At 61.4% G+C, this 22,957-nt stretch carries 27 protein-coding genes; 5 read left to right on the forward strand and 22 right to left on the reverse strand.

What is annotated here, in order from left to right; genetic code table 11:
* Positions 1–2: 2 nt before the first annotated feature.
* The 5 genes from FEJ81_RS09740 to FEJ81_RS09760 all read right to left on the reverse strand — a co-directional run bounded on the left by FEJ81_RS09740 (position 3) and on the right by FEJ81_RS09760 (position 6,476).
* On the reverse strand, positions 3–881 hold the full coding sequence (locus tag FEJ81_RS09740; RefSeq protein ID WP_138245108.1) for a universal stress protein: 879 nt from the start codon (positions 879–881) through the stop codon (positions 3–5).
* A 125-nt stretch (positions 882–1,006) separates the two neighbouring features.
* On the reverse strand, positions 1,007–1,312 hold the full coding sequence (locus tag FEJ81_RS09745) for a HalOD1 output domain-containing protein (RefSeq protein WP_138245109.1): 306 nt from the start codon (positions 1,310–1,312) through the stop codon (positions 1,007–1,009).
* 109 nt (positions 1,313–1,421) lie between these two features.
* Positions 1,422–4,577: a PAS domain-containing protein gene (locus tag FEJ81_RS09750; RefSeq protein ID WP_138245110.1), complete on the reverse strand. Its 3,156-nt coding sequence runs from the start codon at positions 4,575–4,577 to the stop codon at positions 1,422–1,424.
* A gap of 127 nt (positions 4,578–4,704) precedes the next feature.
* Positions 4,705–5,757, reverse strand: coding sequence for a DNA-methyltransferase (locus FEJ81_RS09755; RefSeq protein WP_138245111.1), 1,053 nt, complete (start codon positions 5,755–5,757; stop codon positions 4,705–4,707).
* A gap of 167 nt (positions 5,758–5,924) precedes the next feature.
* The gene (locus FEJ81_RS09760; protein ID WP_138245112.1) at positions 5,925–6,476 is read right to left on the reverse strand and encodes a hypothetical protein; all 552 of its coding nucleotides are present in this window, start codon (positions 6,474–6,476) and stop codon (positions 5,925–5,927) included.
* Between the two features lie 468 nt (positions 6,477–6,944).
* Here FEJ81_RS09760 and FEJ81_RS09765 point away from each other — a divergent pair, with 468 nt between their 5' ends.
* A complete protein-coding gene (locus tag FEJ81_RS09765; RefSeq protein WP_138245113.1) occupies positions 6,945–7,589 on the forward strand; it encodes a hypothetical protein in 645 nt (214 codons plus the stop codon).
* Between the two features lie 21 nt (positions 7,590–7,610).
* Here the strand turns inward: FEJ81_RS09765 and FEJ81_RS09770 are convergent, their stop codons facing one another.
* From FEJ81_RS09770 to FEJ81_RS09780, 3 genes are all read right to left on the reverse strand, one after another.
* A complete protein-coding gene (locus tag FEJ81_RS09770) occupies positions 7,611–8,204 on the reverse strand; it encodes an NADPH-dependent FMN reductase (RefSeq protein ID WP_138245114.1) in 594 nt (197 codons plus the stop codon).
* 204 nt (positions 8,205–8,408) lie between these two features.
* Positions 8,409–8,807, reverse strand: coding sequence for a hypothetical protein (locus tag FEJ81_RS09775; protein ID WP_175416392.1), 399 nt, complete (start codon positions 8,805–8,807; stop codon positions 8,409–8,411).
* A gap of 151 nt (positions 8,808–8,958) precedes the next feature.
* Complete coding sequence (locus FEJ81_RS09780; RefSeq protein WP_138245115.1) at positions 8,959–11,745, reverse strand: PAS domain-containing protein; 2,787 nt, start codon at positions 11,743–11,745, stop codon at positions 8,959–8,961.
* Between the two features lie 139 nt (positions 11,746–11,884).
* On the opposite strand from FEJ81_RS09780, the gene FEJ81_RS09785 reads away from it, so the two are divergent.
* Positions 11,885–12,907: a M48 family metallopeptidase gene (locus FEJ81_RS09785; protein WP_175416393.1), complete on the forward strand. Its 1,023-nt coding sequence runs from the start codon at positions 11,885–11,887 to the stop codon at positions 12,905–12,907.
* A 51-nt stretch (positions 12,908–12,958) separates the two neighbouring features.
* Here FEJ81_RS09785 and FEJ81_RS09790 read toward each other — a convergent pair whose 3' ends face one another.
* From FEJ81_RS09790 to FEJ81_RS09825, 10 genes are all read right to left on the reverse strand, one after another.
* On the reverse strand, positions 12,959–13,657 hold the full coding sequence (locus FEJ81_RS09790) for a Bax inhibitor-1 family protein (protein WP_138245117.1): 699 nt from the start codon (positions 13,655–13,657) through the stop codon (positions 12,959–12,961).
* A 93-nt stretch (positions 13,658–13,750) separates the two neighbouring features.
* Positions 13,751–13,885 (reverse strand): hypothetical protein, encoded by a 135-nt coding sequence (locus FEJ81_RS24180; protein ID WP_267877904.1) that lies wholly within the window; start codon positions 13,883–13,885, stop codon positions 13,751–13,753.
* Between the two features lie 123 nt (positions 13,886–14,008).
* Positions 14,009–14,149 carry a hypothetical protein gene (locus tag FEJ81_RS23160; RefSeq protein WP_175416394.1) on the reverse strand — a complete coding sequence of 47 codons (141 nt, stop codon included), beginning with the start codon at positions 14,147–14,149 and terminating at the stop codon, positions 14,009–14,011.
* 191 nt (positions 14,150–14,340) lie between these two features.
* Positions 14,341–15,072 (reverse strand): DUF2321 domain-containing protein, encoded by a 732-nt coding sequence (locus FEJ81_RS09795; RefSeq protein ID WP_138245118.1) that lies wholly within the window; start codon positions 15,070–15,072, stop codon positions 14,341–14,343.
* Positions 15,073–15,288: 216 nt separating this feature from the next.
* Positions 15,289–15,720, reverse strand: coding sequence for a hypothetical protein (locus FEJ81_RS09800; RefSeq protein ID WP_138245119.1), 432 nt, complete (start codon positions 15,718–15,720; stop codon positions 15,289–15,291).
* Between the two features lie 341 nt (positions 15,721–16,061).
* On the reverse strand, positions 16,062–17,090 hold the full coding sequence (locus tag FEJ81_RS09805) for a tyrosine-type recombinase/integrase (protein WP_138245120.1): 1,029 nt from the start codon (positions 17,088–17,090) through the stop codon (positions 16,062–16,064).
* Positions 17,087–17,353, reverse strand: a complete 267-nt coding sequence (locus tag FEJ81_RS09810; protein WP_138245121.1) for a hypothetical protein — start codon at positions 17,351–17,353, stop codon at positions 17,087–17,089. Before FEJ81_RS09810 ends, FEJ81_RS09805 begins: the two co-directional genes overlap by 4 nt.
* Positions 17,346–17,684: a hypothetical protein gene (locus tag FEJ81_RS09815; protein ID WP_138245122.1), complete on the reverse strand. Its 339-nt coding sequence runs from the start codon at positions 17,682–17,684 to the stop codon at positions 17,346–17,348. The genes FEJ81_RS09810 and FEJ81_RS09815 overlap by 8 nt, the downstream gene beginning before the upstream one ends.
* Positions 17,674–17,997 (reverse strand): hypothetical protein, encoded by a 324-nt coding sequence (locus tag FEJ81_RS09820; protein ID WP_138245123.1) that lies wholly within the window; start codon positions 17,995–17,997, stop codon positions 17,674–17,676. Before FEJ81_RS09820 ends, FEJ81_RS09815 begins: the two co-directional genes overlap by 11 nt.
* Positions 17,994–18,416: a PadR family transcriptional regulator gene (locus FEJ81_RS09825; RefSeq protein ID WP_175416395.1), complete on the reverse strand. Its 423-nt coding sequence runs from the start codon at positions 18,414–18,416 to the stop codon at positions 17,994–17,996. Before FEJ81_RS09825 ends, FEJ81_RS09820 begins: the two co-directional genes overlap by 4 nt.
* A gap of 234 nt (positions 18,417–18,650) precedes the next feature.
* On the opposite strand from FEJ81_RS09825, the gene FEJ81_RS09830 reads away from it, so the two are divergent.
* Positions 18,651–18,914: a winged helix-turn-helix domain-containing protein gene (locus FEJ81_RS09830; protein ID WP_138245124.1), complete on the forward strand. Its 264-nt coding sequence runs from the start codon at positions 18,651–18,653 to the stop codon at positions 18,912–18,914.
* 5 nt (positions 18,915–18,919) lie between these two features.
* On the opposite strand, the gene FEJ81_RS09835 is transcribed toward FEJ81_RS09830, so the two are convergent.
* From FEJ81_RS09835 to FEJ81_RS09845, 3 genes are all read right to left on the reverse strand, one after another.
* Complete coding sequence (locus FEJ81_RS09835) at positions 18,920–19,201, reverse strand: hypothetical protein (RefSeq protein ID WP_229504695.1); 282 nt, start codon at positions 19,199–19,201, stop codon at positions 18,920–18,922.
* Positions 19,202–19,342: 141 nt separating this feature from the next.
* On the reverse strand, positions 19,343–20,353 hold the full coding sequence (locus tag FEJ81_RS09840; protein ID WP_138245125.1) for a Cdc6/Cdc18 family protein: 1,011 nt from the start codon (positions 20,351–20,353) through the stop codon (positions 19,343–19,345).
* A gap of 142 nt (positions 20,354–20,495) precedes the next feature.
* A complete protein-coding gene (locus FEJ81_RS09845) occupies positions 20,496–21,302 on the reverse strand; it encodes a hypothetical protein (RefSeq protein WP_138245126.1) in 807 nt (268 codons plus the stop codon).
* Positions 21,303–21,627: 325 nt separating this feature from the next.
* On the opposite strand from FEJ81_RS09845, the gene FEJ81_RS09850 reads away from it, so the two are divergent.
* Positions 21,628–22,038, forward strand: coding sequence for a type IV pilin domain-containing protein (locus FEJ81_RS09850; protein WP_138246756.1), 411 nt, complete (start codon positions 21,628–21,630; stop codon positions 22,036–22,038).
* 195 nt (positions 22,039–22,233) lie between these two features.
* Here the strand turns inward: FEJ81_RS09850 and FEJ81_RS09855 are convergent, their stop codons facing one another.
* Entirely contained in the window at positions 22,234–22,419 is a 186-nt protein-coding gene (locus FEJ81_RS09855; protein WP_138245127.1) for a hypothetical protein, read from the reverse strand.
* Positions 22,420–22,507: 88 nt separating this feature from the next.
* Here FEJ81_RS09855 and FEJ81_RS09860 point away from each other — a divergent pair, with 88 nt between their 5' ends.
* Positions 22,508–22,939 carry a hypothetical protein gene (locus tag FEJ81_RS09860; RefSeq protein ID WP_138245128.1) on the forward strand — a complete coding sequence of 144 codons (432 nt, stop codon included), beginning with the start codon at positions 22,508–22,510 and terminating at the stop codon, positions 22,937–22,939.
* Positions 22,940–22,957: the final 18 nt, after the last annotated feature.

Below are 22,957 nucleotides of genomic sequence, written 5' to 3' on the forward strand. Positions count from 1 at the left end.
GCTCACTCCAGTTCGTCCGCGCGTCTCGTGGTCAGGACGGGGACGGGCGATGTCCGAATCACGCGCTCGGTGAAGCTCCCGAGCAGGTGGCGGTCGAGCCCGGTGTGGCCGTGGGTCCCCATCACGACGAGGTCTATCTCCTCCTCGTCGACGTAGCTCGTGATCTCCCGAGGCACGGGGCCGGCCGTAATCGAGGTCCTGATCTCGTCGACGCCCGCTCGCCTCGCGGTCGCTTCGGCCTCGTCGAGGACGGCCTGGACGTTCTCCTCGAGTTGCGAGGAGAGTTGCGTCGATCCCGCGTCGATCACCTCCGGCAGTTCGTCGACGACCGACAGCAGGTGCAACGTCGCGTCGTGTCGCGCGGCGACCGACGCGGCTCGGTCCAGCGCGACCGACGCGTGGTCGCTGCCGTCCGTCGGCACGAGCACGTCGCCGTACGGATACACCCGTCTCGCTTCGTCGGCCGCACGAACGGTCAACACGGGTATCCCACTCCGGTTTACGACGCAATCCGTGGTGCTCCCGAGGACGTACTCGCCGATTCCGCGCCGGCCGTGGGCGCCCATCACCACGAGATCGAACTCGCCGCCGGTCGTGTACTCGACGATCGCGGTCCGCGGATCGCCCTGAACGACATCCGTCTCGACGGAGACGCCTCGATCCTCGGCCAACGCAGCCGCGGCATCGAGGATCTCGTCGCCCTCTCGCTCGAGAACGTCGACGACGTCCGTTCCGAGCCGGGTCAAACTCGGTTTCTTCGTGTCCGCGACGTAGAGCAATTGGACTGTCGCCTCCCGGTCGGCGGCGATATCGAGCGCGTGCTCGAGGGCCGCCCTCGCGGAGTCGCTCCCGTCGGTCGGGACGAGGAGTCGAGTAGTCATGGATAGCGGTTCGGTACCGATCCGCTTACGTTTATGGGATGTCGTTGTCGGGGTCGACTCGTGCCAACGACGAGCAAAAAGAGGGACAGCGTCAAAATCGCAACTATCGGCGCGAAAGAGAGCCCTTAGCGCTCGGGCGACTTGACGCGAATCTCGCCGTCAGCAGTGACCGTCACCAGACAGTTGCTGTACTCGAACGTTACCGATCCGCCGGAGCGCAGGCCGTTCGCACGCGGCTCGAACAGCCGCTCGAGCGCATCGGCGTTGATCGAGTAATGGAGTGGTTCGAGTTCGGTGACGTCTTCGTTACTGAACGTTGCGACGGCGTCTGCAACGGCAACGCTGAGCGGTTCGTCGTCGAGTCTATCGTATTGCACGGAATAGTGATCCCCCATCGCGGTCGACGGTGATCGTGAAGTCATTTCTGTCATTTATTGTACGTACCCCCAGTACGTCCGTGGGAAGTCATTTACCCGTTCACGAGTTATCGTAAAGAGTCTGATTGTTAACTGTGTAACGCCGTTCGAAATAGAGGGTTAATCAGTTAATGTCAGCCGCGGTCGACCCCTCGAACAGCGCCGCGAACAGCTTCCGTTCCGCGGACCGGACGTGTTTGTGAAAGGCGGGCGAGGAGATATCCAGCGACGCGGCGATGTCCTCGCCAGTAGCCTGTCGCGGCCACTCGAAGAATCCACCGTGGTAGGCCGTCTGGACGACCTCGCGTTGCCGGTCGGTGAACCGACCGAGCAAGGCGTTGCGCGCGGGGCCGCCGAGCGCGGACGGATCGTCCGTTCGCTGCTCGCGCCGAGCGACCATCGAAACCGACGGACCGCTTCGGGTGATCCCGGACAGAACGGCGCGGACTTCGGCGGCCTCCGGCACGTCGATGATCGCGCGGCCACCCGACTCGTCGGCCGCGAACTCGCGCAATCGCGCGCCGTGCGTATCGGCGATCGATCCGAGGAAGGGATCGGTCAGCTGTACCTGCAGGAGCGTTTGGTCCTCGTGCTCGGCGATCGTCGATACTCCGCTGATCCCGTCGATCGAACCGCGATCGATGCATTCGGCCGGATCGTCCGCCAGTTCCTCGACGGCGACGAACGCGATCTCCGAGCCGTCGGCCCGTACCGTCGTGCCCTCGTAGGAGACCGGTTCGCCGAGAAACGCCGCGAGTCGACACAGGGTCGCATCGGCCGCGACCCCGAGTTCCACTTCGGTGTAGTCGTCTCTCACGAGCGCGTTCTTCCGTTTGACCGCATCGATCGCGTAGGCGATCGTTTCGCCGAGTTCCGCCAGCGTCGACCGGAGCGTCTCGTCGAACGCGTCCCGTTCCTCGCCGTAGATCGACAGGACGCCGTAGAGGAAGCCGTCGTAGACGAGCGGCACGGCGTAGACGGACTGGAAGCTTCGCGACAGCGCATCGCCCCGCCACTCGCCGTCGTGGACCGACTCGGCGACGTTTTCGACGGAGACCGGCGCTCGCGTGCGCGCCGCCCGTCCCGCCGGTTCGGCGGCCGACTCGTCGACCGTCGTTACCGTCACCGCGTCGAGATACTCCCGTTCGAGACCGGCTCGAGAGAGCGGTTGCAGCTGATTGCCGCTCGGGTCCGGCTCGCCGATCCACGCGAACGAACAGTCCTCGAGTTCGGCGAGCAGTTCGGGGACTCCGCGCTCGATCTCGGTTCGGGACTCGGCCAGCAACAGGAGCTGTTCGATCGATTGGCGCACCTCGTTGGCCTCGTTGAGCCGCTCGAGGTGACGGTTCTGTCGCTTGAGCTCGCGCTCGCGGTCGTGTAACCGTCGGGTCCGTCCGATGCGATCGAGCGCGGCTTCGGCCGTCGCCGCGAACAGCTGGGCGAGTTCGACGGTGTCGTCGTCGTACTGGGCGGGTTCGGCCGAGAGCGCGACGAAGACGCCGTGTTCGCCGAGCGGGACGTAGAGACCGCTCCGGGCGGCGGTCGACTCGTCGTAGACGTTGGCCGCGTCTCTGACATCGTCGTACACCGACGAATCACCGCTGACGAACGTGTCCCAGACGATGCTGTCGTTCGGCTGGAGCCGCGGCGGCGAACCGAACGCCGACTCGAGGGCCGGCGACCACGCCGCCGGGACGAGTTCGTTCGCCTGATCGTCGAACCGGTAGACGACGCCGTCGAGATCGAGCACGTCGGTCGCGATGTCGACGATGTACTCACAGGCGTCCGCTTTCGAGTCGACGGTCAGCAGGTGTCCGGTCGCCTCGTGCAAGGCGTTGAGCGCCTCCTGATACTGGACCCGCTCGGTGACGTCGTTCGCGACCCCGATCACGCGGTCGACGGTATCGTCGTCGTCCGTGATCGGTCGGTACCACGTTTCGAAGACGCGATCACCGAGCCGTCTGCGCGAGGTGACCGTCTCCCCCTCGAGGGCCGTCTCCGCGTCGGCACAGGCCTCGGGATAGTCCTCGAGCAGATCGGAAAACGAGTTGCCGACGACGTCCTCGGGGTCGAAGCCGAGGTTCGAGAGTCCGCTGCCTTCCGAGAGCGTGAAGGTGCCCTCGTCGTCGAGGGCGAACAGGACGACGGGGACGTTCTCGACCAGTGTCTGTAACCGCTCCGTCCGCTCGGTCAGGTCCCGCTCGCGCTCGACGCGCTCGGTCACGTCCCGCCAGTAGACGGAGATCCCCGACTGCGAGGGGTAGATTTGCGCCTCGATCCAGGCGTCGTAGCGCTCGTAGTACCCTTCGGCCGTCCGCGGCTCCTGAGACGACATCGCCTCGACGGCCTCGTGCTGGAAGACCGTCCCGGTCATCTCCGGGAAGACATCGAGAATATGCCGGCCGAGGATATCCGATCGGTCGAAATCGAGCTGTTCGAGCGCGCGATCGTTGATATACGTGAACCGCCAGTCCGCATCGAGCGCGTAGAACGAATCCGTGACGCGCTTGAACGACTCGCTCAACTCCTGCTCGATGCGGTGATACTCCGTGATGTCCCGAATCGAAGCGATGACACCATCGACGGCGTCGTCCTCGAGTCGGTTCGTCAGGACGGCCTCGTGGACGTACCAGTCCCCGTCCGCGTGCTGGCACGTGTACTCGACGGTTCGTGACGCGCCGCAATCGGACTCGAGAACGGCGTCGAGCGCGTCCATCACCGTTTGCGCGTCGTCGGGGCGGATATAGTCGCGAATGTGGGTCCCGCACAGTTCGTCGGGCTCGAATCCCCCGACGTCTTCGACGGCCGGGCTGGCATAGGAGATATCGCCGTCGGCGTCGATGACGAGCAACAGGTCCGAGGAGTGTTCGATCAACGTCTGTGACCGCTCCGTTCGCCGGTCGACAGTTCGCTGCATCGCAGCGAACTCGACGGCCCGGCGGAGCCGCTGGGCCAGGAGCCGGGGCTCCTGAATCGTCGTCTTGGCGATCACGTCGGGATCGCCGGGCAGGCGGTCGATCGACTCGGTTCGCGCCGGATCGACGGCGTAGACGATCGGACACGCCTCGCCGACGGCGTCGAACACGTCGCGGTCGTCGGTCAGGAGGCAGTTCGCCGCGTCGAGCTGTCCGTCAGTGACCGCAGACGCGGTCGCGACCGCGTCCGTCACGGTCACCGACTCGTCTGCGAGCCCCGCCGTCGCCGTTCGAATCCACTCGGACGAACCGACGACGAGGGCGTGTACCGGGGTCGTCTCGGCGTCCTCGAGACCGCGGGCCATACCGCTGGGTAGGTCGGCACGGGTAAAAACTTCGCGTCGGTTGCAGTTTCAACGAGCGAACCACTGTCGAGACACTCCCGAACGGGTGGACGAGAGACGGAAGAGATCGAAACGGTCCGGCGATGACTCACTCGAGGACGAGCGGCGCGTGCTCGACCCGGTAGCCGTCGTCGATCCCCTCGATATCGCGGACTTCGCGCAGTCGGATGCCGCGTTCCATCCCCGTCACGACCGGCGTCTCGTAGTAGTCGGCCTCGTACTCGAACCCCTCGCCGTCCTCGCGGCGGCGCTCGACGAACTCCCGGTGGCGCTCGAGGCGCGCCCGGCCGACCGACCGCGACAGCGCCGGGACCTCGTCGACGCCGTCGTCGAACACCTCGAGGAAGGCGTCCTCGAGTTCGGAGCCGACGGAGTTCCGGCCGGCACACATCGCCGCGAGCGTGGTCGTCCCGGTCCCCCAGAACGGGTCGAGGACGGTGTCGCCGTAAGCCGAGTACATACAGATCAGGCGGTAAGGGATCTCGAGCGGGTAGGCCGCGGACCGCTCTCGGAGTTCGTCGTCGGTCGCGTCGATCGACTGCAGTTCGCCCGTGACGTTGGTCCAGACGTCCGTGAACCACTGGTTGCGCTCCTCCCAGAAGTAGGCAGCCTCGTACCGGCGGTCGGCCTTGGGCTCGAACTCGCGGCTCTCGGCCCCCTTTCGGAACACCAGAATGTACTCGTGCTCGAGCGTGACGTAGGCGTTCGGCGGAATCATCCCGCTGCCCATGAACTTGGCCGCGCTGTTGGCCGGTTTGCGCCAGAGCACGTCCGGCAGCGGCTCGAACCCGCGTTCCTCGAAGGCCTCGAGCACGCGGGCGTGATTCTGGTAAATCCGAAAGCTGCCGTCGACCGACCGGGTCGCGTCGCCCACGTTGATACAGGCGATCCCCCCATCGACCAGCACCCGCTCGAGTTCGTCCCAGACGCGCTCGAGTTGGGCGTGCATCGCCTCGAACGCGGCGCGGCCGTCCCCGTTGGCCAGCGCGTCGCCGACGGCGGGATCGAGCTCGGTAAAGAGGTCGTCCCACATTTCGATCATCGGATACGGCGGGGACGTGACGACGAGTTCGACCGACTCGTCGTCCACCCCCGAGAGATCGCGAGAGTCACCGACGAACACGCGGTGGGTCGTCTCCATTGGGTTCACACTGTCGGCGTGGCTCCCTTAGGTGCTTCGTCAGGCGGCGCTCGAGCCCGTCGGGTACCGAGGTCGGCGATGGGACGCGAGTGAGGGATCAAAAACGACGAGCAGGACACAGCGACCGACCGGAAACGGTCGAATCCAGTCGGGACGGCAGGTCGGCGTTACTCCTCGATTTCCTCGTCCGTCTCCTCGGCTCCGGACTCCGCCATGTCCTCCGTCTCGCTTTCCTCCTCGGACTCCCCGCCCGTCGCCGGTTCGAACTCCTCGATCGGCTCCCACTCCTCTTCCTCGCCGGAGGAGAGGCGACGCCGGAGGAGCACTGCCCCCGCGACGGCACCGAGCATGAGGAGGATCCCCGGAAGTCGTCGCGAGCCGGAGTCGTCCGTCTCCGACTCGGATTCCTCCGTCATCTCGGACATCCCGCCGGTCTCCTCCGTCGTCTCCATCACGTCCTCGATGATCTCCGGCTCCTCGAGGTCCTCGATCGGGGAGTCCTCGAGTTCCGGCGACTGTCGGCCCACGAGAAAGCCGACGGCCGCGCCGAGGCCGAACAGGGCCCCGGCAAGCGGCAGCCGACCGCCGGATCGAGAGCCCTCGGATTCCTCGACGGCCTCGAGAATCGAGTCGCGCATGGGAGAGTCCATTCCTTTGTTGATCGCTTCTTTGACGATGAGCTCGGACAGCGTTTTGTCTTGTTGTTCCATCTCGGGCATAATCCGCCACGACCACACCGCCGTACATAGTTCTATCCCCTGTTTCCGTCAGTGATCCGGGCTCGACACGTATTATTGTAAAGTTACCCGCCCCAACACGTCGTATAACGATCGTCTACTGAGTCTCCAACTATCAGGGTGCGGGGCGATAGCAGTGTACAGTACCGATCGGCGGCTCGAGCGCGTCCCTCGAGAGATGCCCTGTACTGGGGAAATAGAGCGTGTGGGACGTCACTCATCGACTGGCCGACCGGCGACCGTTCGCGGAGGGGTACTCGTCCGCGCGGACGCGGGCGATCGATGGTCGCGCCGAGCGCAACGAGCGCCGTCGTCTGCGATCGGACCGCCGTCGCGATCGATAAATCGGAATCTTCCCGCGGTATAAGGTCACATCGGAGCGGCCAGTCGTGGCTCGGCTCGGAGAATGCCTTCCATAACGAAAGGGATGCCGCCGAAAGGAGACGTGATATGAGCGTCATCCGCCAGCCGGAGGTGCTCGGCCGAACGACGCGGCGACGCGTCGTCGGGGTCACCGCCGCGCTCTCGGCGGCGGCCGTCGAAACCCTCGCGGTCGGCCTCTGGTTCGGTCTCGTCGTCGGCTCGCGGACGACATCGACCGCGCTCGCGGGGCTCGGGATCCTCTTCTGTGGCTCCCTGCTCAGAACGGGTATCTTCGGCGCGACGGTCAGCGAACTCGACGACCTCCTCGAGCCACACCGACTCAGTGCAGTGGTCGTCCTCACCACCGGCTGGGTCGTCTGGCTGCTCGCCGCCGAACTGATCGGTGGCACCACCGGTGCCGCCATCGCGACGACCTTCCTCGCCGGAATCCTCACTGCACAGTTCGTCCTCGAGCGATACGCGTTCAGGCTGCCGGCGAACTACGACGTGACGTTCACGCCGGTGGTCCCGGGGGTGTTGATGGCCGCCGGTGCGTCGGCGCTGCTCGCGACCGCGTGGTTTACCGACTGGGGGCTCTCCTCAGCGCCGGTCGCGCTCGGGTTCACGACGGTCGTCGTCCGGATCGAGGCCCTCCACATCGGCGCACTCGTCTTCGCGCTCTTCGCTTTCGTCGCCCACCAGCGCCGGTTCCAGCGGCTCCTCGATCCCTGACAAAGCGGCGGTATCGGCCGCTCACTTCCCCTGTGCGCCCACGTTCTGATCGCTCTCGAAGGAGGCCGGATCCGGTTCGATCGCCGCGTACTGGACCGCCCGCTGGCCCAGCGTTCGGACCCGCGTCTCGAGTTTCGGATCGACGAACTCGCCGTCCTCGAAGGCGGCGCTCGCGTTCGGAACCGCCGCCTCGTGGGGGATCACCCACGCGTTCAGCGCCCGACAGACCGAGCGCATGTGTTCTAACGTCGTCACGGGAAAGGCCCCGCCCGAGACGGCGAGGAGTCCGACGGTCGCGTCCGCGAACTCGTCGAATCCGCAGTAGTCGATCGCCGTCTTCAGCGGCGAGGCGTAGGAGCCGTGGTACATCGGCGACCCGAGAACGATCGTGTCGGCCGCGCGCACGCGAGCCGCCAGTTTCTCGGCGTCGCCGGCCGCCTCGCGATCGCGATCCGCGTCGAAGATCGGCAACTCGTACTCGCGGAGATCGAGCAGTTCCGTCTCGGCTCCGGCCTCCTCAGCGGCCGAGAGCACGACCTCGAGTGCGGTCCGGGTGTGACTCTCCTCGCGGAGGCTGCCACAGAGTGCGACCACGCGGACATCGCTGTCGCTCATGGCCCTCCGGACGACGGGGAACGGGAAAAACGGTCCGAACGAAACGGACGCTGACACGAATGCCGTTCGTCTCGATCGGACGGATTCGGGGCCGTGTCGGCGCTGTTCACCGCGAGTTCTGCGAAGTGTGCTGGCGATCGAAATCGGGTGACGATCGACTGCCGAAACGGACGTCGCGGAAAAACGGAATCGGCGGAATCGGCCTTACGCGCTCGCTGCAGCGGTGCTCGATGTCTGGAAGCTCCCGTACACGCCGGCGAGTGACAGGATCGCGATGAGCGCACCGGCGATACCGCAGATCCCGAGTACCAGCTGGCGATCGACGCCGAAGGCGACCGTCGGTGCGACCGCGATCCAGATACCGAGCAGCGCGAGGATCGCCGCGAGGACGATACTCGGCGACCGCTTCTCACCCGTTCGGTACGCGTGGAACGACGCGAGGATCGCGGTCAGTGCACCGACGAGCACGTTGTGAAGACCCATCGTTCCCGTGACCGTGAAAACGACGGTCGATACCATGACGAACGCGCCGAGTGCCGCCGTCAGCCCGGCCGTTCGTTCGACCAGCACCGACGCACCGTCTGCGGATCGTGTCCGACTCATACGTGCTCGTAGTGAGTGCCACCTATTTGAGAGCGTCGATCGTATCCCACAGCTGGTAACTTCACCGGGGCTCGAGATCGGACCGGTCGACGATCCGTACTGACCGCTCGGCGGCGTTGCGATCAGTGTGGAAATCGGTTCAGTGGCTACTTCACTCGGCCGCCGGAAGCGTAAACGAGAACGTCGTCCCCTCGCCGGGCTCGGACTCGAGCCAGATCTCGCCGCCGTGGCGTTCGACGATGCGCTGGCACAGCGCCAGCCCGATGCCCGTTCCCTCGTGCTCCTCGTGGGTGTGCAGCCGGTCGAAGACGGTGAACACGCGCTCCTGGTCGGCGGGATCGATTCCGATCCCCGAATCGTGGACCGAAATCGCCCACTCTTGGCCCCGGCGGTCCGCGTCGACGCGCACTCGCGGCGGCTCGTCGCCGTGGTAGGTGAGTGCGTTATCGAGGAGGTTCTGGAGCACCTGTCGCAACTGGCTGGCGTCGCCCTCGACGACGGGGAGGTCGTCGACGGTCACGTCGGCATCGGTCTCCTCGATATGGAGCTGCAGATCGTCGAGAACGTCGGCGAGGGCGCAGTCGAGGTCGACCGGCTCGAGGGGGTCGCCGCCCGTCTCGACGCGGGAGTACGCGAGGAGGCCGTCGATCATCTCGCGCATGCGTTCGGCCCCGTCGACGGCGTAGGCGAGGAACTCCTCGCCGTCCTCGTCGAAGGCGTCGTCGTACCGGGCCTCGAGCAGTTGCAGGTAGCTCGTGATCATGCGGAGCGGCTCCTGGAGGTCGTGGGAGGCCGCGTAGGCGAACTGCTCTAAGCGCTCGTTCGACTCCTTGAGGTCGTTCTCAAGGCGTTTCCGATCGGAGATGTCGGAGATGATCCCCTCGAGGGTCGCGCGCTCCCCCTCGTCGGCGGCGAGGACCCGGCCGTACGAGCGGACCCACCGAATTTCACCGTCGGCGGTTTCGATGCGGTAGGTCACCGAGAACGGCTCCCGGTCGTCCGTCGTCCGCTGGATCGCGTTCCAGACCGCCTCGCGGTCCTCGTCGACCATGATATCCTCGCCGTAGTCGACCGTTCCCCGCTCCAGCGCGTCCGGCTCGTAGCCGGTGATCTCGCGACAGGCGTCGCTGACGAACTCCATCGGCCAGCCCCGCTCGTTGCGGCAGCGATAGACCATCCCGGGAACGTTCTCCATCAGCGCCGAGAGCTGGCGCTCGCGCTCCTCGAGGGCCCGTTCGTACTCCCGGCGCTCGGTGATGTCGGTCAGCGTCACGACTGCGCGGCTCACGTTCCCGCGTTCGTCTCGGACCGGCATCCCGTGTTCCATGACGATCCGTCGGTCGCCGTCGAACGGCTCGATCTCGTAGACGTTCGGCTCCGACACCGCCTCGCCCCGTAGCACCTGCGACATCGTCCAGTCCTCGGGATCGACCGGCTCACCCGTCTCCGCCCAGACCGCCGAGTACTTCTCGTACTCCGTGATGTCGTCCGCATCGAAGACATCACCGCCCCAGATCTCCTTCGCGGCGTTGTTCGCCCTGAGCAGCGATCCGTCCTCGTCCGCGACCACGACACCGACGGGTAACACGTCGAACAGGGTCTGGATCTCCTTTCGCTGCTTCTCGGCCTCGAGTTCGGCCCGTTTCCGGTCCGTGATATCCGTGAGCGCGCCGGGGAACGTGACCGGGTTCCCGTCCTCGTCTCGCTCGACGTGACCGCGAGCGACCACCCACCGGAGGTCGTCGTCCGCGTTCCAGACGCGGTACTCCTCCTCGTAGGTATCGCCGGTCTCGACAGCCTCATTGATCGCCGCCGCGACGCGGTCGCGGTCGTCCTCGTGAATCGCGTCGATAAACTTCTCGAGGGGCACGCCCTCGCGAGCGTCGTCGGGATCGATCCCGAACGTGTCCGCGAACGAGGTCCCCACGATCATTCGGTTCTCGGGAATGTGCCACTCCCACGTCCCGACTGCGCCCGCCTCGGTCGCGGCCTCGAGCTGTTCCTTCGCGTCGCGGAGGTGGCGCTCGCGCCGCTTGCGCTCGGCCACGTCGCGATCCGAGACGATGATCGAGACGACCTCGCCGTCGTCGTTCGTGACCGGTCTGAAGACGCCGTTTATGGTGTACCGGTCGCCGTTCGGCCGGGTGAGTTCGGTCTCGAACTCGACGTACTCGCCGGCCGCAGCCCGTTCGGTCCACTCGCGGGCCTCGGACTGGAGGTCGTCGGCTCGCTCGTCCCCGCCGCTCGCGATCCACCACGGGGTCTCCCAGAAGGGGTCCCCGGTCACGTCCTCGAGGTCGGCGTCGACGTACTCCATCGCCGTTCCGTTGATGTCCAGTACCGTTCCGTCGGGCTCGAGCAGGCCGACGAGGATGTTCGGATCGTCGAAGATTGCGTCGAAGCGGCGCTCGGTCCGCGCGTGCTCGATCCCCGTCGCGAGGACGTTCGCGACGCTCCGGACGAAGGTCACGTCGCGGTCCGTGAACTGTCGCTGCTCGGTCGCGTGGACGCCCAGAACACCCCACGGGTCATCCGCACAGCCGATGACGACGCTGATCCCGCTAACGACGCCGTGATCGGCGAGTAACTCGGACCCCGACACCGCCGCAGTGTGCAGGTCCTCGACGACGACTGGTCCGTCAACGTGCAGTGCGCGACCCGTCTGCGAGTCGGGCGCGGTCGAAACGTGAGTTCCGACGCACTCGTCGCTCCAGCCGGCTCCCTGTCGAAGGCGTCCCCCGTTCCCCTCGGGACACACCTCGAGTACCGACGCGAACGCGACATCGAGCGTCTCGACGACGGCATCGGCGGCGTCGGCGAGCAACTGCTCGAGATCGTCGGTCTCGAGCGCGCGCTCCCCGAGATCGGCAACGACCTCCTGCTGCCGGAGAGAGACCCGTGCTGCAGAGTCGAGATCCGCACGCGAAGCTGAAGTCATTCACGATACATTTTACCGGGAACCGAATAAGCCCTTCCCCGTCGGGCGCGTGCGATTCCGTCGTTGCCTCCGCCACAGAATGCGGAACACCCATTACCGGAGGTCACGGAATCGGTCGCATAGAGGTAACAACGAAGTGATGAGACGCGCCCGGCTCCGGCTGTCGCTGCTCTCGCGGATGGGCGTCGCACTGACCGTGTTGCTCGTCGTCTCGGTCGCCATCGCCGTCACGGCGATCGTCGCCGGCGGCGTGCTCGCGTGGCTCGTGCTCCTGCCGGTCCTCTACGCGCTCGAGACCCTCCTGTTGCCGGTTTTCGGCGAGTACTACGGATTACTCCACTGGGTACTCACGAACCCCGCTCCCATCGTGATCGCGGCCGGGACCGTCCTGCTTCCGCTCCTGTACTTTCGGCCAGTTCGAGCCAAGATCCGGGCGTTCCGGACGGAACTTGGGAAGGCGGGCGCGCCGGCGTCGGAGACACACCCCGAACTGGCTGAAGTGGTCCGCCGGCTCGCCCAGCAGGCAGACGTTCCAGAGCCGGACATCTACGTCGCCGACCGGCGGCGTCCGGAGTCCTACGCCCTCGGCGGACGGTCCAACGGTACCGTCATCGTCACGACGGGACTCCTGAATCGGCTCTCGGCGGCGGAACTCGAGGCCGTTCTCGCCCATGAGCTCAGCCACCTCGTCAACGGCGACAGCCGCATCATGAACCTCGTACTCGTCCCGATGCTCATCGCCGAGCAGGTCGGCTCCGACGACCCACCGTCGCGGAGGCTGCTGGTCTCCCAGCCGCTCGCCTATCTGGCCCACCTCGTGCTGTGGGCCGCCCTGTCGGTGCTGACGACTCTTCAGCGGTGGGCCTGTCAGCTCGCGATCGCCGTCCTCTCGCGCAGTCGCGAACTCGCGGCCGACCGCGGCGCTGCGGAACTGACCGGCTCCCCGAGCGACCTCGCCAGCGCGCTCGAGAGGCTCTCCGACAACCGAGAGCGTCCGCGCGAGGACAAACGCACGTGGGCCACATCCGCCGGCGCGCTGGACATCCTCCCGCGCGAGACGGCGGTCGGCTCGCGGGGACTGCTCCGGACCCACCCCGATATCGAGACGCGACTCGAGCACCTCGAGACGATGGTCGTCGAGCGAACGAGCGACGGACAATGAGACTGGGTGCGACGACGGTCGGAACTTGGATCGAAACCTGTGGACCGCCGATCAGTTATTGAGGAGGGAGAGAACGTACAGCACCATCCGTAGGATGTGGATGAAAACGCCCATCACGGCGACGTAGATGCCGATAGCGTTCCGGATCGGGCTCGCGTACCTGCTTTCCTTGACGGCCCAGATCTCGTACGCGAGGTCCGTGACGAAGCCGAGGAAGAACAGGACGGACGCGAACAGCACGAGCATGGGATTGAGGAAGTACCCGACGGCACCCGCGGCGAAGCCGGCGATGAACAGCCCCTTCGAGTAGGTCTGCCAGCGCGCGAACGATCGGTCAGTGCGGTAGACGACGAGCACGATACCGGCCGTGAGGAGTCCGGTTACGACCGTCGTAATGGCGAGGGCCGGAACTCGAAGCGCAGGAGGAGCGATCACGAGAATCGCGGACCCGAGGAGCGTATAGCCGAACTGGATCAGCGTGACGCCGGCGCCTGCGACCGGAACGTTCCCCGATTGGATTCCTTTGTTCGACACCCAGAAGCCGCCACCGATCGTGGCGGCGAAGACGGCGATTCCGATGAAGTAGTTCGAGAAGAGGACGAGACCGAGATCCGCGAGCGGGGTGTAACTCCCCACCAGCATCAACAGGATATTCACCGCGACGAGCGCGGTCGCGATCCCCGCGACCTTCGAGACGTTGACTGTCGGCGCGTACTGGTCGGTCTGTGTACTGCTGTGAACTGATGACATATCCGTGAACACAACTATAGAATTAGTTGATAAATATTACTGTGCTAGTTGCGGAGACCAACGCTTTCGGAAAGCGGCCGGGACTGCAACGGCTTATCGACGCCGATCAAACTCCTGCAGCGCCGTACTGCCACAGGCACACACGCGCTGTGCGCTCGCAGTCTCGACGATCGTCACTCGAGCGCAGACCTCACACCGGCGGACGGCCCACGTCTCCTGTGTCTTCATTACCTCGCTTCGGTCGGCAGCGGCCTTAAGCGACCCGTGAGTGCGGCGTCCGTACTCGCCGTGTTGTTACGGCAGGGAAAAGGAGTGTGGCTCGAGCGATCTCCCTCGATTCCGGTCTGAGAATTAGAACCCAAACACCATCCACCCGTAGTAGTCGGTGACAATGTCTACCGCCCCGGACGCGACCGCCAAGGCCATCGTTGCACAAATCACGAGGAATATCACCACAATAGACACGATATACGTGAGTGTCTCAGAGTCCATACTACTCGATCAGAGGCTATGTGGTAAAAATATGGTGGCGATCCATCTCTGGAATAACTCTCAGATCATCTGTCTCAACTGGAACTCAGCGGAGTGGGGATAGGGCGCTGATTTTTGGTGCTGTCCTCTTGGAGACACTCGCTAAGACTCGAATAGGAGAGTGTATACTCGGTAGGAACGCAATGAAGATGTTAGTTTGAATTATTCTCTTCCCAGGTTCTGCGCCTCAATTCGAAAAGTATATTTAGAACAAAATTAGCCTTTTCTGAATATTCATCCATTTCTACTTGAGAATGATTTGATGCTACAGAATGTGCCTCTATGTCTCCATTCTCCTTCAATTCGTTAATCCGAGTTATCAATGTTTGATTGGTACCAACATTGTATTGATCGAAATCATCAAGTCGATCATCCAGATTATCGACCAACTCTGAAAGTCCACGATGTTGTCCAATATTTCCATCAAAGAATAGATGAGACTCAGATAGGGTGTATTCATTCCGCAGAATGTCGATGATGGAGTTCTCTATTGCTTTTCTGACTAGTACCAAGGTGGCACTGTCTGCTCCTACTTGATATACCCTATTTATTTCATCAACGATATTCTGGTAGTACCTTTCTTCGACAAGATCCGTAGCTACGAATTGCTGGTTGATTCTTTGAGGGTCCTCATCGTTACCCGCCCACGGGAATGTTGTTCCACAATTTCCACAGTAAAGGGGTAAATCAGCTCGTGTCAGCTCAGCATCGCTTGAAAGCACATCATCTGAAACTATAATTTTATTATTTTGACAATTAGGACACTCTGTTAGTCCTTCCCCGCCACAAGTAGGACAGTAATTATTGTCACCAGCTAACCATTCGGTATTTGTACTATGATTAAGAATATGTCCGGTCTCACAAACTTGACCATAGGTTGTCATAGTCGGTTGAATATTCTTCTACACCTTATTCTTCTCGTTCTGCCGCTCCGTAGTTGGTCGAATAGACCGTTCTATTTGCACTATATATTCAGTATATTTCTAAAGTAAATATTGTTTTATATGGTTCTGCCATCCGATCTATGGCTGTAATGAATTGTTTCGCTACGGATAAATATCTCTAAGAATGGAATTCAAATAGAGCAGGGTTAGAGATCCTTAGTACTGGTATGGATCAGATTCATCATTGCTAATATTCTCGGCAAGGTTCTCGTAATTCCTCTCCAGATTCCCAAACCGATCTGTACTCCCCTGACGATCATACATATCAGTGGCAATTCCTTCGATCCGCTGGGCCGTATTCTCGACCTTCATTTGCGTCTCAAGTATCTCTTCTTCTGTCTCTTGAATATTATCGCGTGTATTTTCGATATCAGTTCTAATGCCGTTCATTTCTCGATATACAATATAGATAATGTACCAGTCAATACCCACTCCCAGTACCCACATAGAGTAGCCAAGATATGGTGAACTACTGCGGATAACACTCCCAGTCAGAATTAAAAGTGAACCGACTACAAGAATGACAGATTTGACAAAGAAGGTTCTTCGCTGTGACTGCGTTATGATTGAGCCAGTTATATCTGGCATAGAATGTAGTTAAGACTCGAAGGTTTAGTTTCTTGTCTTGAATGCTGCTTGTGGGATTATTCGGAATTCTGTGCAACAGATAGGCACCAAACACTAACGCATTGGGGCGGAGTGAAATTTATCACTTTCACCAACCTACCTACGGCAGAACTGCCAGACAGAGCTGACCACCGTAAGTTCCACGACTGAAATATCAAATCCGACGCAGAGGTTCAGTTATAAGAAACCCACTCTGTCTATGGGTTATGAATAGTCGTTGAGGAAGTGGGGTCGGAGGGCGCACCTCTCCTGAACCACGCGAAACTAACAGGGCTTGACGACGCTGATTTTGAACGGTTGAGTTACTCATGGGTGTCTTGAATGTCAAGTTTCAGAGTGACATCTGCTCGCAGTTCTTCGAACTCCTCGTGGAGACCGGCTTTGTAGTAGTGCCGCCGGATCGTCTCCGGACGGGCATTCACGCGCTTCGCGACCGTCTCGATGTCGAGACCTTGGAGCAACTGCCAAGTGATCGAACCCGTACGAACGGCGTGGAGCGCGCGACTGCTCGGGCACTTGCTCGCGAAGTTCCGCCGCGTGTAGTTACACGTCTCCCGTCGCTTCGAATGCGGACAGTTCGTGATCAAACACGGTTGAGTGCCCTGATAGCTCCAAGCCCGGAATGTCGAGTTCGACGGACGGCCTTGACGGGCACAAAACAACGGTTCTCGTCCCTTCTTGTCGCGCTTCTCGACGCGTTCTCTGGCGATGTACGTATCCAGAGCCTCGACGACCTGCTCGGAGATACCGACGACCCGCTCGCCTTGCTCCTTGTTTTTGAGACCAGTGAACGGCGGTCGGTGGCGAAACTCGAGCGTCTGGTCATCGGCGTTGTAGTCCCGAAGGTCCAGCGCCCGTAGCCCACTCATTCGGCACCCGACGTGCCAAGCAACCTCGAGTACGGTGTGCTCCGGTCGACCCCGCCACTTTCTCGACGAACGGTAGAAGTCGATCAACTTCTCGGCATCGTCGTGTGCAAGTTTCTGGTCGCTCGATTCTTCGGATCGTGTGACAGTCGGAACGTTCACCTTGTCGGCAAACCCGTCATCGACGATCTCGACGGACTCGCAGTAATCGAGTAGCTGTTTCAGAGCGACCATCGATCCGCGTAAGGTCGTCGGGGCAATGTCCGCAGCTTCCCGATCGGCCCGGAATTCGTCAAGGTCCCATCCAGAAAGTTCGGACATACGGCTGATGTCTCGCTCTTCGCAGAACTCCACGAACCGCGTGAGACGATTCTCGTAGGTGCGGAGGGTTCGGTCGGTGTTCTCGGTCTTCCGTCTCGAGAGGAACCGATCGCGGGCCTCCCGCGGAGAGAGATCCCGGCTCACGATCGATCACCGTCCCGAACCGAGTCACGGCGAACCTCATCGAGAAGGTCGTTCATCTCCGCCATGTCCGCGTGAATCCGATCGAAAACGTCCTCGGCGACCTCGGCGAACTCGACCATCACGTCGTCGGTGATCCTGACTTCGACGGTCCTGCTGTCCCCGATGAATCGCACGATCTTCACGTCCTCTGCGCTGTCGTAGACCTCCATCTCACGAACGTACGGGATCGATTCATCCGGTTTCGAACTGCTGTCGTCACTCATCGTGATCACCACCGTTCCAGTTCTCCGGGTTCCCCCAACGGAACTCGGGGCCGTCGTCCTCGAGCTGGTCGCGCTCGAAGAGGCGATCGTGAATCCACGTCTGCAGCGCGGGCCCGGACCGATCGTGCGGCGGGTAGTCCGGCATGTGGTGGTCGTCGACGCGAGCCGAGAGGTCGTCCAGACAGGCGACCATCTCGCACAGCACCGCGTTCTGGTATCGCATCTCCGTCGCGATCGCTTCCATCGCCGCGGTCTGTCGTTCGACCGCATCGGCCTGCCGCTCGAGGACCTCGAGTTGTGCCTCGAGCGCGAGGAACTCGTCACTCCCCATCGCGATCACCGTCGTCGACGTAGAGGTCCTCGAGGTCGCCTTGGTTCGCGCTGCTCTCCTCGTCGGCGAGCCCTTCGGTGAACGTCTCGACCTCGCTACGGAACAGCCGGAAGAACTCGCGGGTGCTCTCTTCGGAGCGGACCTGCGAATGCTGTTTCGTAATCGAGGCGACCATCGATTCGAAGATCTGGTCCTCGTCCTCGAGGACTTCGATCCCATCGGAGAGCCGACGGTAGGCGAGCATCTTCTGAAACCCGCGCGTGTTGACGACGGCCTCGATCTCCTCGTCAGAGAGTTCGTCCATGTCGATCATGCGCGATCGCCCTCCCCCGAGCCGTCGGTCGCGGCGATCCCGATCTCGCAGGCGTCCGCGAGGCGCTCGACGCGCTGGATTAGCAGCGCGCGCCCATTGTCGGTGAGCACGTACTCGTTCGTTCGCTTGTCGAGTGCGGACTTCTCGACGAGCCCATCGTCGACGAGGTCGTCCAGATTCGTGTAGAGTCGCCCGTGGTTGACTCCGTCGTAATCTCGCTCGAGACGGCGCTTGATCGCGAGCCCGTAACTGGTCTCGTCGTCGCGCTTGAGGCGAGCAATCGCCGCCAGCGTATCGCGCTGGAAGCCAGTGAGATCACCCCACGTCGTGCCGCCGTCGGCCACGAGTCGCTGGTCAGAAGCAGTCGATGCGTCGGTCGTGTCGGGGCTTTCAAGACCCCGCGAATTGTCGTCGTACATGGCTTGCGTACCACACTTACGCGAGCCGCGCGGACCCGGTGTCCTAAGCACCGGACCGCATTTTCCGAGCGGACCCAACGGACAGTCGGGCCCACGTGAAACTCGCGTTACCGGATCAGTCGTGACTACACCATCATATACTTTATCACTAATTCGTTGCAAATCAATCCCGTATTGGTTGCAAGATTCTGACGTATCGATACCGGTAAGAATCTGGTATTGGACCCAGAAACAATGCGACAGCCTGGAGACTGGATGCAGTTGCCAACCGATGAGAGAATCCTCGAAATCCTCGAGTCGGGTCTGTTGCTGTCTCCACAGGTGGTCGCAAAGAACATCGGGAAGTCTCGAAGCCATGTGAGCCGGCGTCTCTCTGTTCTGCTTGAATACGGGCTTGTTACCCGTGTCGAACGAGGATACTACGAAATCACGGACCTTGGGGAGCAGTATCTCGCCGGAGAAGTCGACGCCGAGACTCTCGAGCCCACGGAAGACTGAATCCGTCACGCTTCGATCCCCTTGAGTCCGAGTCGTCGGAGCAGCGGCTCGAGCCAACTGGGGATCTCATTATCGATGCGCTGGCCGTTCTCGTTCAGCGTCAGGATCAGGCCGGCGACCTGGTCCTGTACCGCGAGCACCCAGTGCCGCCCGCGCTCGACGCGAACATCGATCCGTTTCTTGTTGTCCGGCGAACCGGTGATCTCGACGTCGACGGATCGGCCGTCCTCGAGTTCCGTACTCAACCGCGATTCGCCCGATCTCGACTGGCCTGTTCGAACAGACATGGGCGAGTGAAAGCCGCAGATATGGATAAGACCAGAGCGGAGATGAACGGAAAACGGTCGAAAACTGCTCTCGAGGACAATAGTAGGCGTTACAGAGTCGCTATCCCGATGAGCGGAAAACGGACGGAATGAACGGAAAACTCAGAAGTCGGGGACGGCGTAGACCTTTCCCTTCCCGTTTCCGTTCGATTCGATCAACCCGTACTTCTCTTCGAGGTTCGCGAGGTACCGTCGACGGGTGCTCTTGGCCTTCGGGTTCTGCGCGCGCTGTTCGTAGGTCTCGTGTAACTGCGAGCCCGAGACCTTCCGCGCCGCTTCGATGATATCGTAGAGCAACCGCTTGTGCGTCCCGAGGTCCTCGACGCGTTCGAGGTGGATCTCCTCGAGGGCAGCTGAACGAACGTCGTCGACGACCTCGGTCGTGATCTGCGAACGGTCGTCGTCCCGCGAGACGGACCGCGATGCACTCCGAAGGAGTCCAATCGCCTCGCGAGCGTCGCCGGCAGCGATATCGGCGATGTAGTCGATCGCGTCGCTGGAGATCGTGCCCGGCCGCAACCCGGCCCGAATACGAGCTTGGAGGATGTCGACCAACTGTTCGTGGTTGAACCGATCCAGCGTGATCGTCTCCGAACTCCGGAGCCGACTCCGAACGCGAGAATCGAGGTGTGCGAAGAGGTCGTCCTCGTCGATCGTGATCGCGACGATCGTCACGTTCGGCACATCGATGAGCGCCTGCAACGTCGTGTCGTCCTCGAGCACATCGACCTCGTCGATGATCGCGACAACGCGCTTGTCGCTCTCGCGGAGCCGATCGATGAACGCACTCGTCGGCGAACCCAACTTCTTGAGATTTGCACCGAGGTCAGCATCGCGCATCACGCCGTGGAGGACCTCGGCTTTCGACGAGCCGGAGATGCAGTTGTGATAGCCCCAGCGGAAGTCGAGCGTCTCCTGCTCGAGTTCGCGAACGACGAACCTCGCGAGGGTCGTCTTCCCCGTGCCGCTTGGACCGAAGACGAGTACGTTCTCACCGGTGTCTCCGTCCGCGATGGGCCGGAGTGCGTCGGCCAACTGCTCGATTTTCGCGTCCCGGTGGTGGAGATCACTCGGGATATGAGATGGTCTGAGGGCTCGAGCATCCGTAATCATGAGATGACATTATCAGACTATCTATTAATTACTGATTGTTTCATCGGCGGTGAATGGGTTCTATAGTTGCGAGGTGCCAAGAGCAGTTCATCGACGTACTGTTTTCCCACTCTCGATGGGCTCGAGTTCGCGACGGTACCGATCACGCCGTATTCTCGGACTCGAGGCCAAGCGCACGCGCCGCATCCGCAGAAATCATCACTGTACTATCGGTGGCAGTCACGCTCTCACCCGCAACGGATTCGATCAGTTCGGCAAGCTCCTCGCGATAGGATCGAGGGCGGCTCTCCGAGATTTGCAAGCCCGCACTGTCCGGTTTCGGGTGGGCGCGGTTCTCGAGATAAATATCGACGAACCGTTTGCGGACCGACTCGGGGGCCTCCTCGAGATACCATGGGAGCGAAAGATCATCGGGAGTTGCCTTGCTGCCAGCCGGGACGCCAAGCACAGAGAGGACACGCCCAAGAACCGCGGCATCCGTCGCGGGTCTGACCGCCGGCCCGGATTGATCGGCACCTGTCTCGACATCTTGGTGACCGACACCGATCAACTCGAGCGCATTCAGGACCAGCGAATTTTCGATATCGTCAACCGAGAACGTCGGGTGCCAGTTGTGGATGCTAATCGTTCCAGAGGAGTAGACGGACGCAGCGAGGATATTCAGCGGCGTAAGGTCCTCATAGGTGACACCAATCCAGTCGTATTCGTGAGCCGTGTAGAGGCCCTGGACCACAGATGGGGTTGCCCCGTCGTCGATCCACGACTGGACCGAGACTCGAGATGCATCCGCGACGCGAACGATCTCACCGATTCCCGCTTTTGGATTGTCGGCATGATAGGTGATCGCACGACGGTACTGATTGACCACCTCCCATACATCATCATAATCGCCGCCGTCGTAGGTGCGCGCGAGGGCTTGTTCTGTGACGAGCGCGTCAGGATTGGACATGGTGGGTCGATAGCCGCGAGTCGTCAAATCACTATTCTTTTTCGATGTCTTTGGTAAATCGCAAGACGGCGTCGTTTCAAGGTTCCGCTGTACGGTGGATAGCACCCGCTGATTATCAGTTCTAAAAGCCTTCCTGTATAGTTGAACAATCACGATCCCATATGCTTATATGGTACCGGTGGCCTCGCTGCTATTAGCATCGGTGACGACGGTGGTCGCAGAAAACGGGGTTGTAGGGTTGGCCCTTTCCCCCTGCATCTTTCGGTCCCACGGGGGGCCGGATAAGCGTTCCTACCGTTCATGGACGATGCGTGAGAATCAAATGATGGACGGAAAATCAGTTCGGAATAAGTTGGTCGGTAATGAACAGGAACGGGCAGTAAGCCCAGTCATCGGGGTCATTTTGATGGTGGCAATAACGGTCATCCTCGCTGCCGTTATCGCCGCCTTCGTGCTCGATATGGGCCAGGGCCAGAGTCAGAGCGCGCAAGCTGGACTCGACTTTAGTCAGGATTCTGATGGAATTACAGTCACTCTTATGTCAGACGACCGGACTGATAATGGAGTGACTGTTGAGTGTCCAAACACAGGTAGTACGCAGAGTATCACGAGCGTTGGTAATACAGTGACCTGTGACGACAGCGGCAACGGTCTTAGTGATGGTGACACCGTCACCGTTACTGCAACCTACGACGGGAGCGAAACCGTCATTGGGACCGACGAGTACAGCGCATAAGTCAATATTCAGTTATTTCTTATTTGACTAGTGACTAAAAGGTAGATAGCTTCTATTATCTAAATAATATCTGTTTATCATACATCATACAGTTTCAAGAAGGCCTACGAGATAGTACTACCTATCAGGTGCACCTCGCGAGGGCCAGATGGACCACCTCCGAAGTGTCCTCAAGCCCATCAGGTAGATCGTTGATCATGTGCCAATTCCTTCGACGAGTTCGACCGTCCACTCGCCGTCGCCGACATGGCGGATATGGAGGTGATGTTCTCCCTCGAGGTCGCCGTGTTCATCGAGCAGTCCCTCGACGCGGAGATCGTCTTTCGGCAGGGTAATTCCGAGCGAGTTCTGGTCTAAGCGTCTGAGTTTGTTCAGTGCCATGCAGCGGGCGGCAACCCGCCTTGGTATAAAGTTTGGTGAACCTTGGTTTTCCCGACCTTTTCGACGGGAGGGGATGACGACCGGTCGTATGGCACTGAGCCTACCACAGAAGTACGTCCCCGACACCGTGCGTCGGGAAGACGGTATCGACCTTACAGACAGCATTCTCGCGCCGATCTTCGTGCTCGCGTCGTTCGCGATCGGCTCGGTCGGCACGCTCCAGTTCGGCGAGCCGCTGAATTTCGCACTGACCGACGCGCTGTATAGCGCTCACGGGACCGAGATTACCTACGCGTTCATCATTTCGATGGGGGTCTTGGTGATCGGGTGGCTCACGAACGAAGCCACGCCAGAGGACTACACGGACGTTGAGACGGTCGTGCTCTTACTCGCCGTGATTCTGAACGTCCTCGGCGCGCTCGTCCCAGCTGTCGCTGTCACCCTCGAGTCGATGTGGTACGTCGGCTGGTTCACGGTCTTCCTGAACGGCGCGGCGTTCTACCTGATCGCCTACAAGTAACTCTCGAGGTTCGATTCA

This window comes from Natrinema versiforme, assembly GCF_005576615.1.
Taxonomy (GTDB): Archaea; Halobacteriota; Halobacteria; order Halobacteriales; family Natrialbaceae; genus Natrinema; species Natrinema versiforme_A.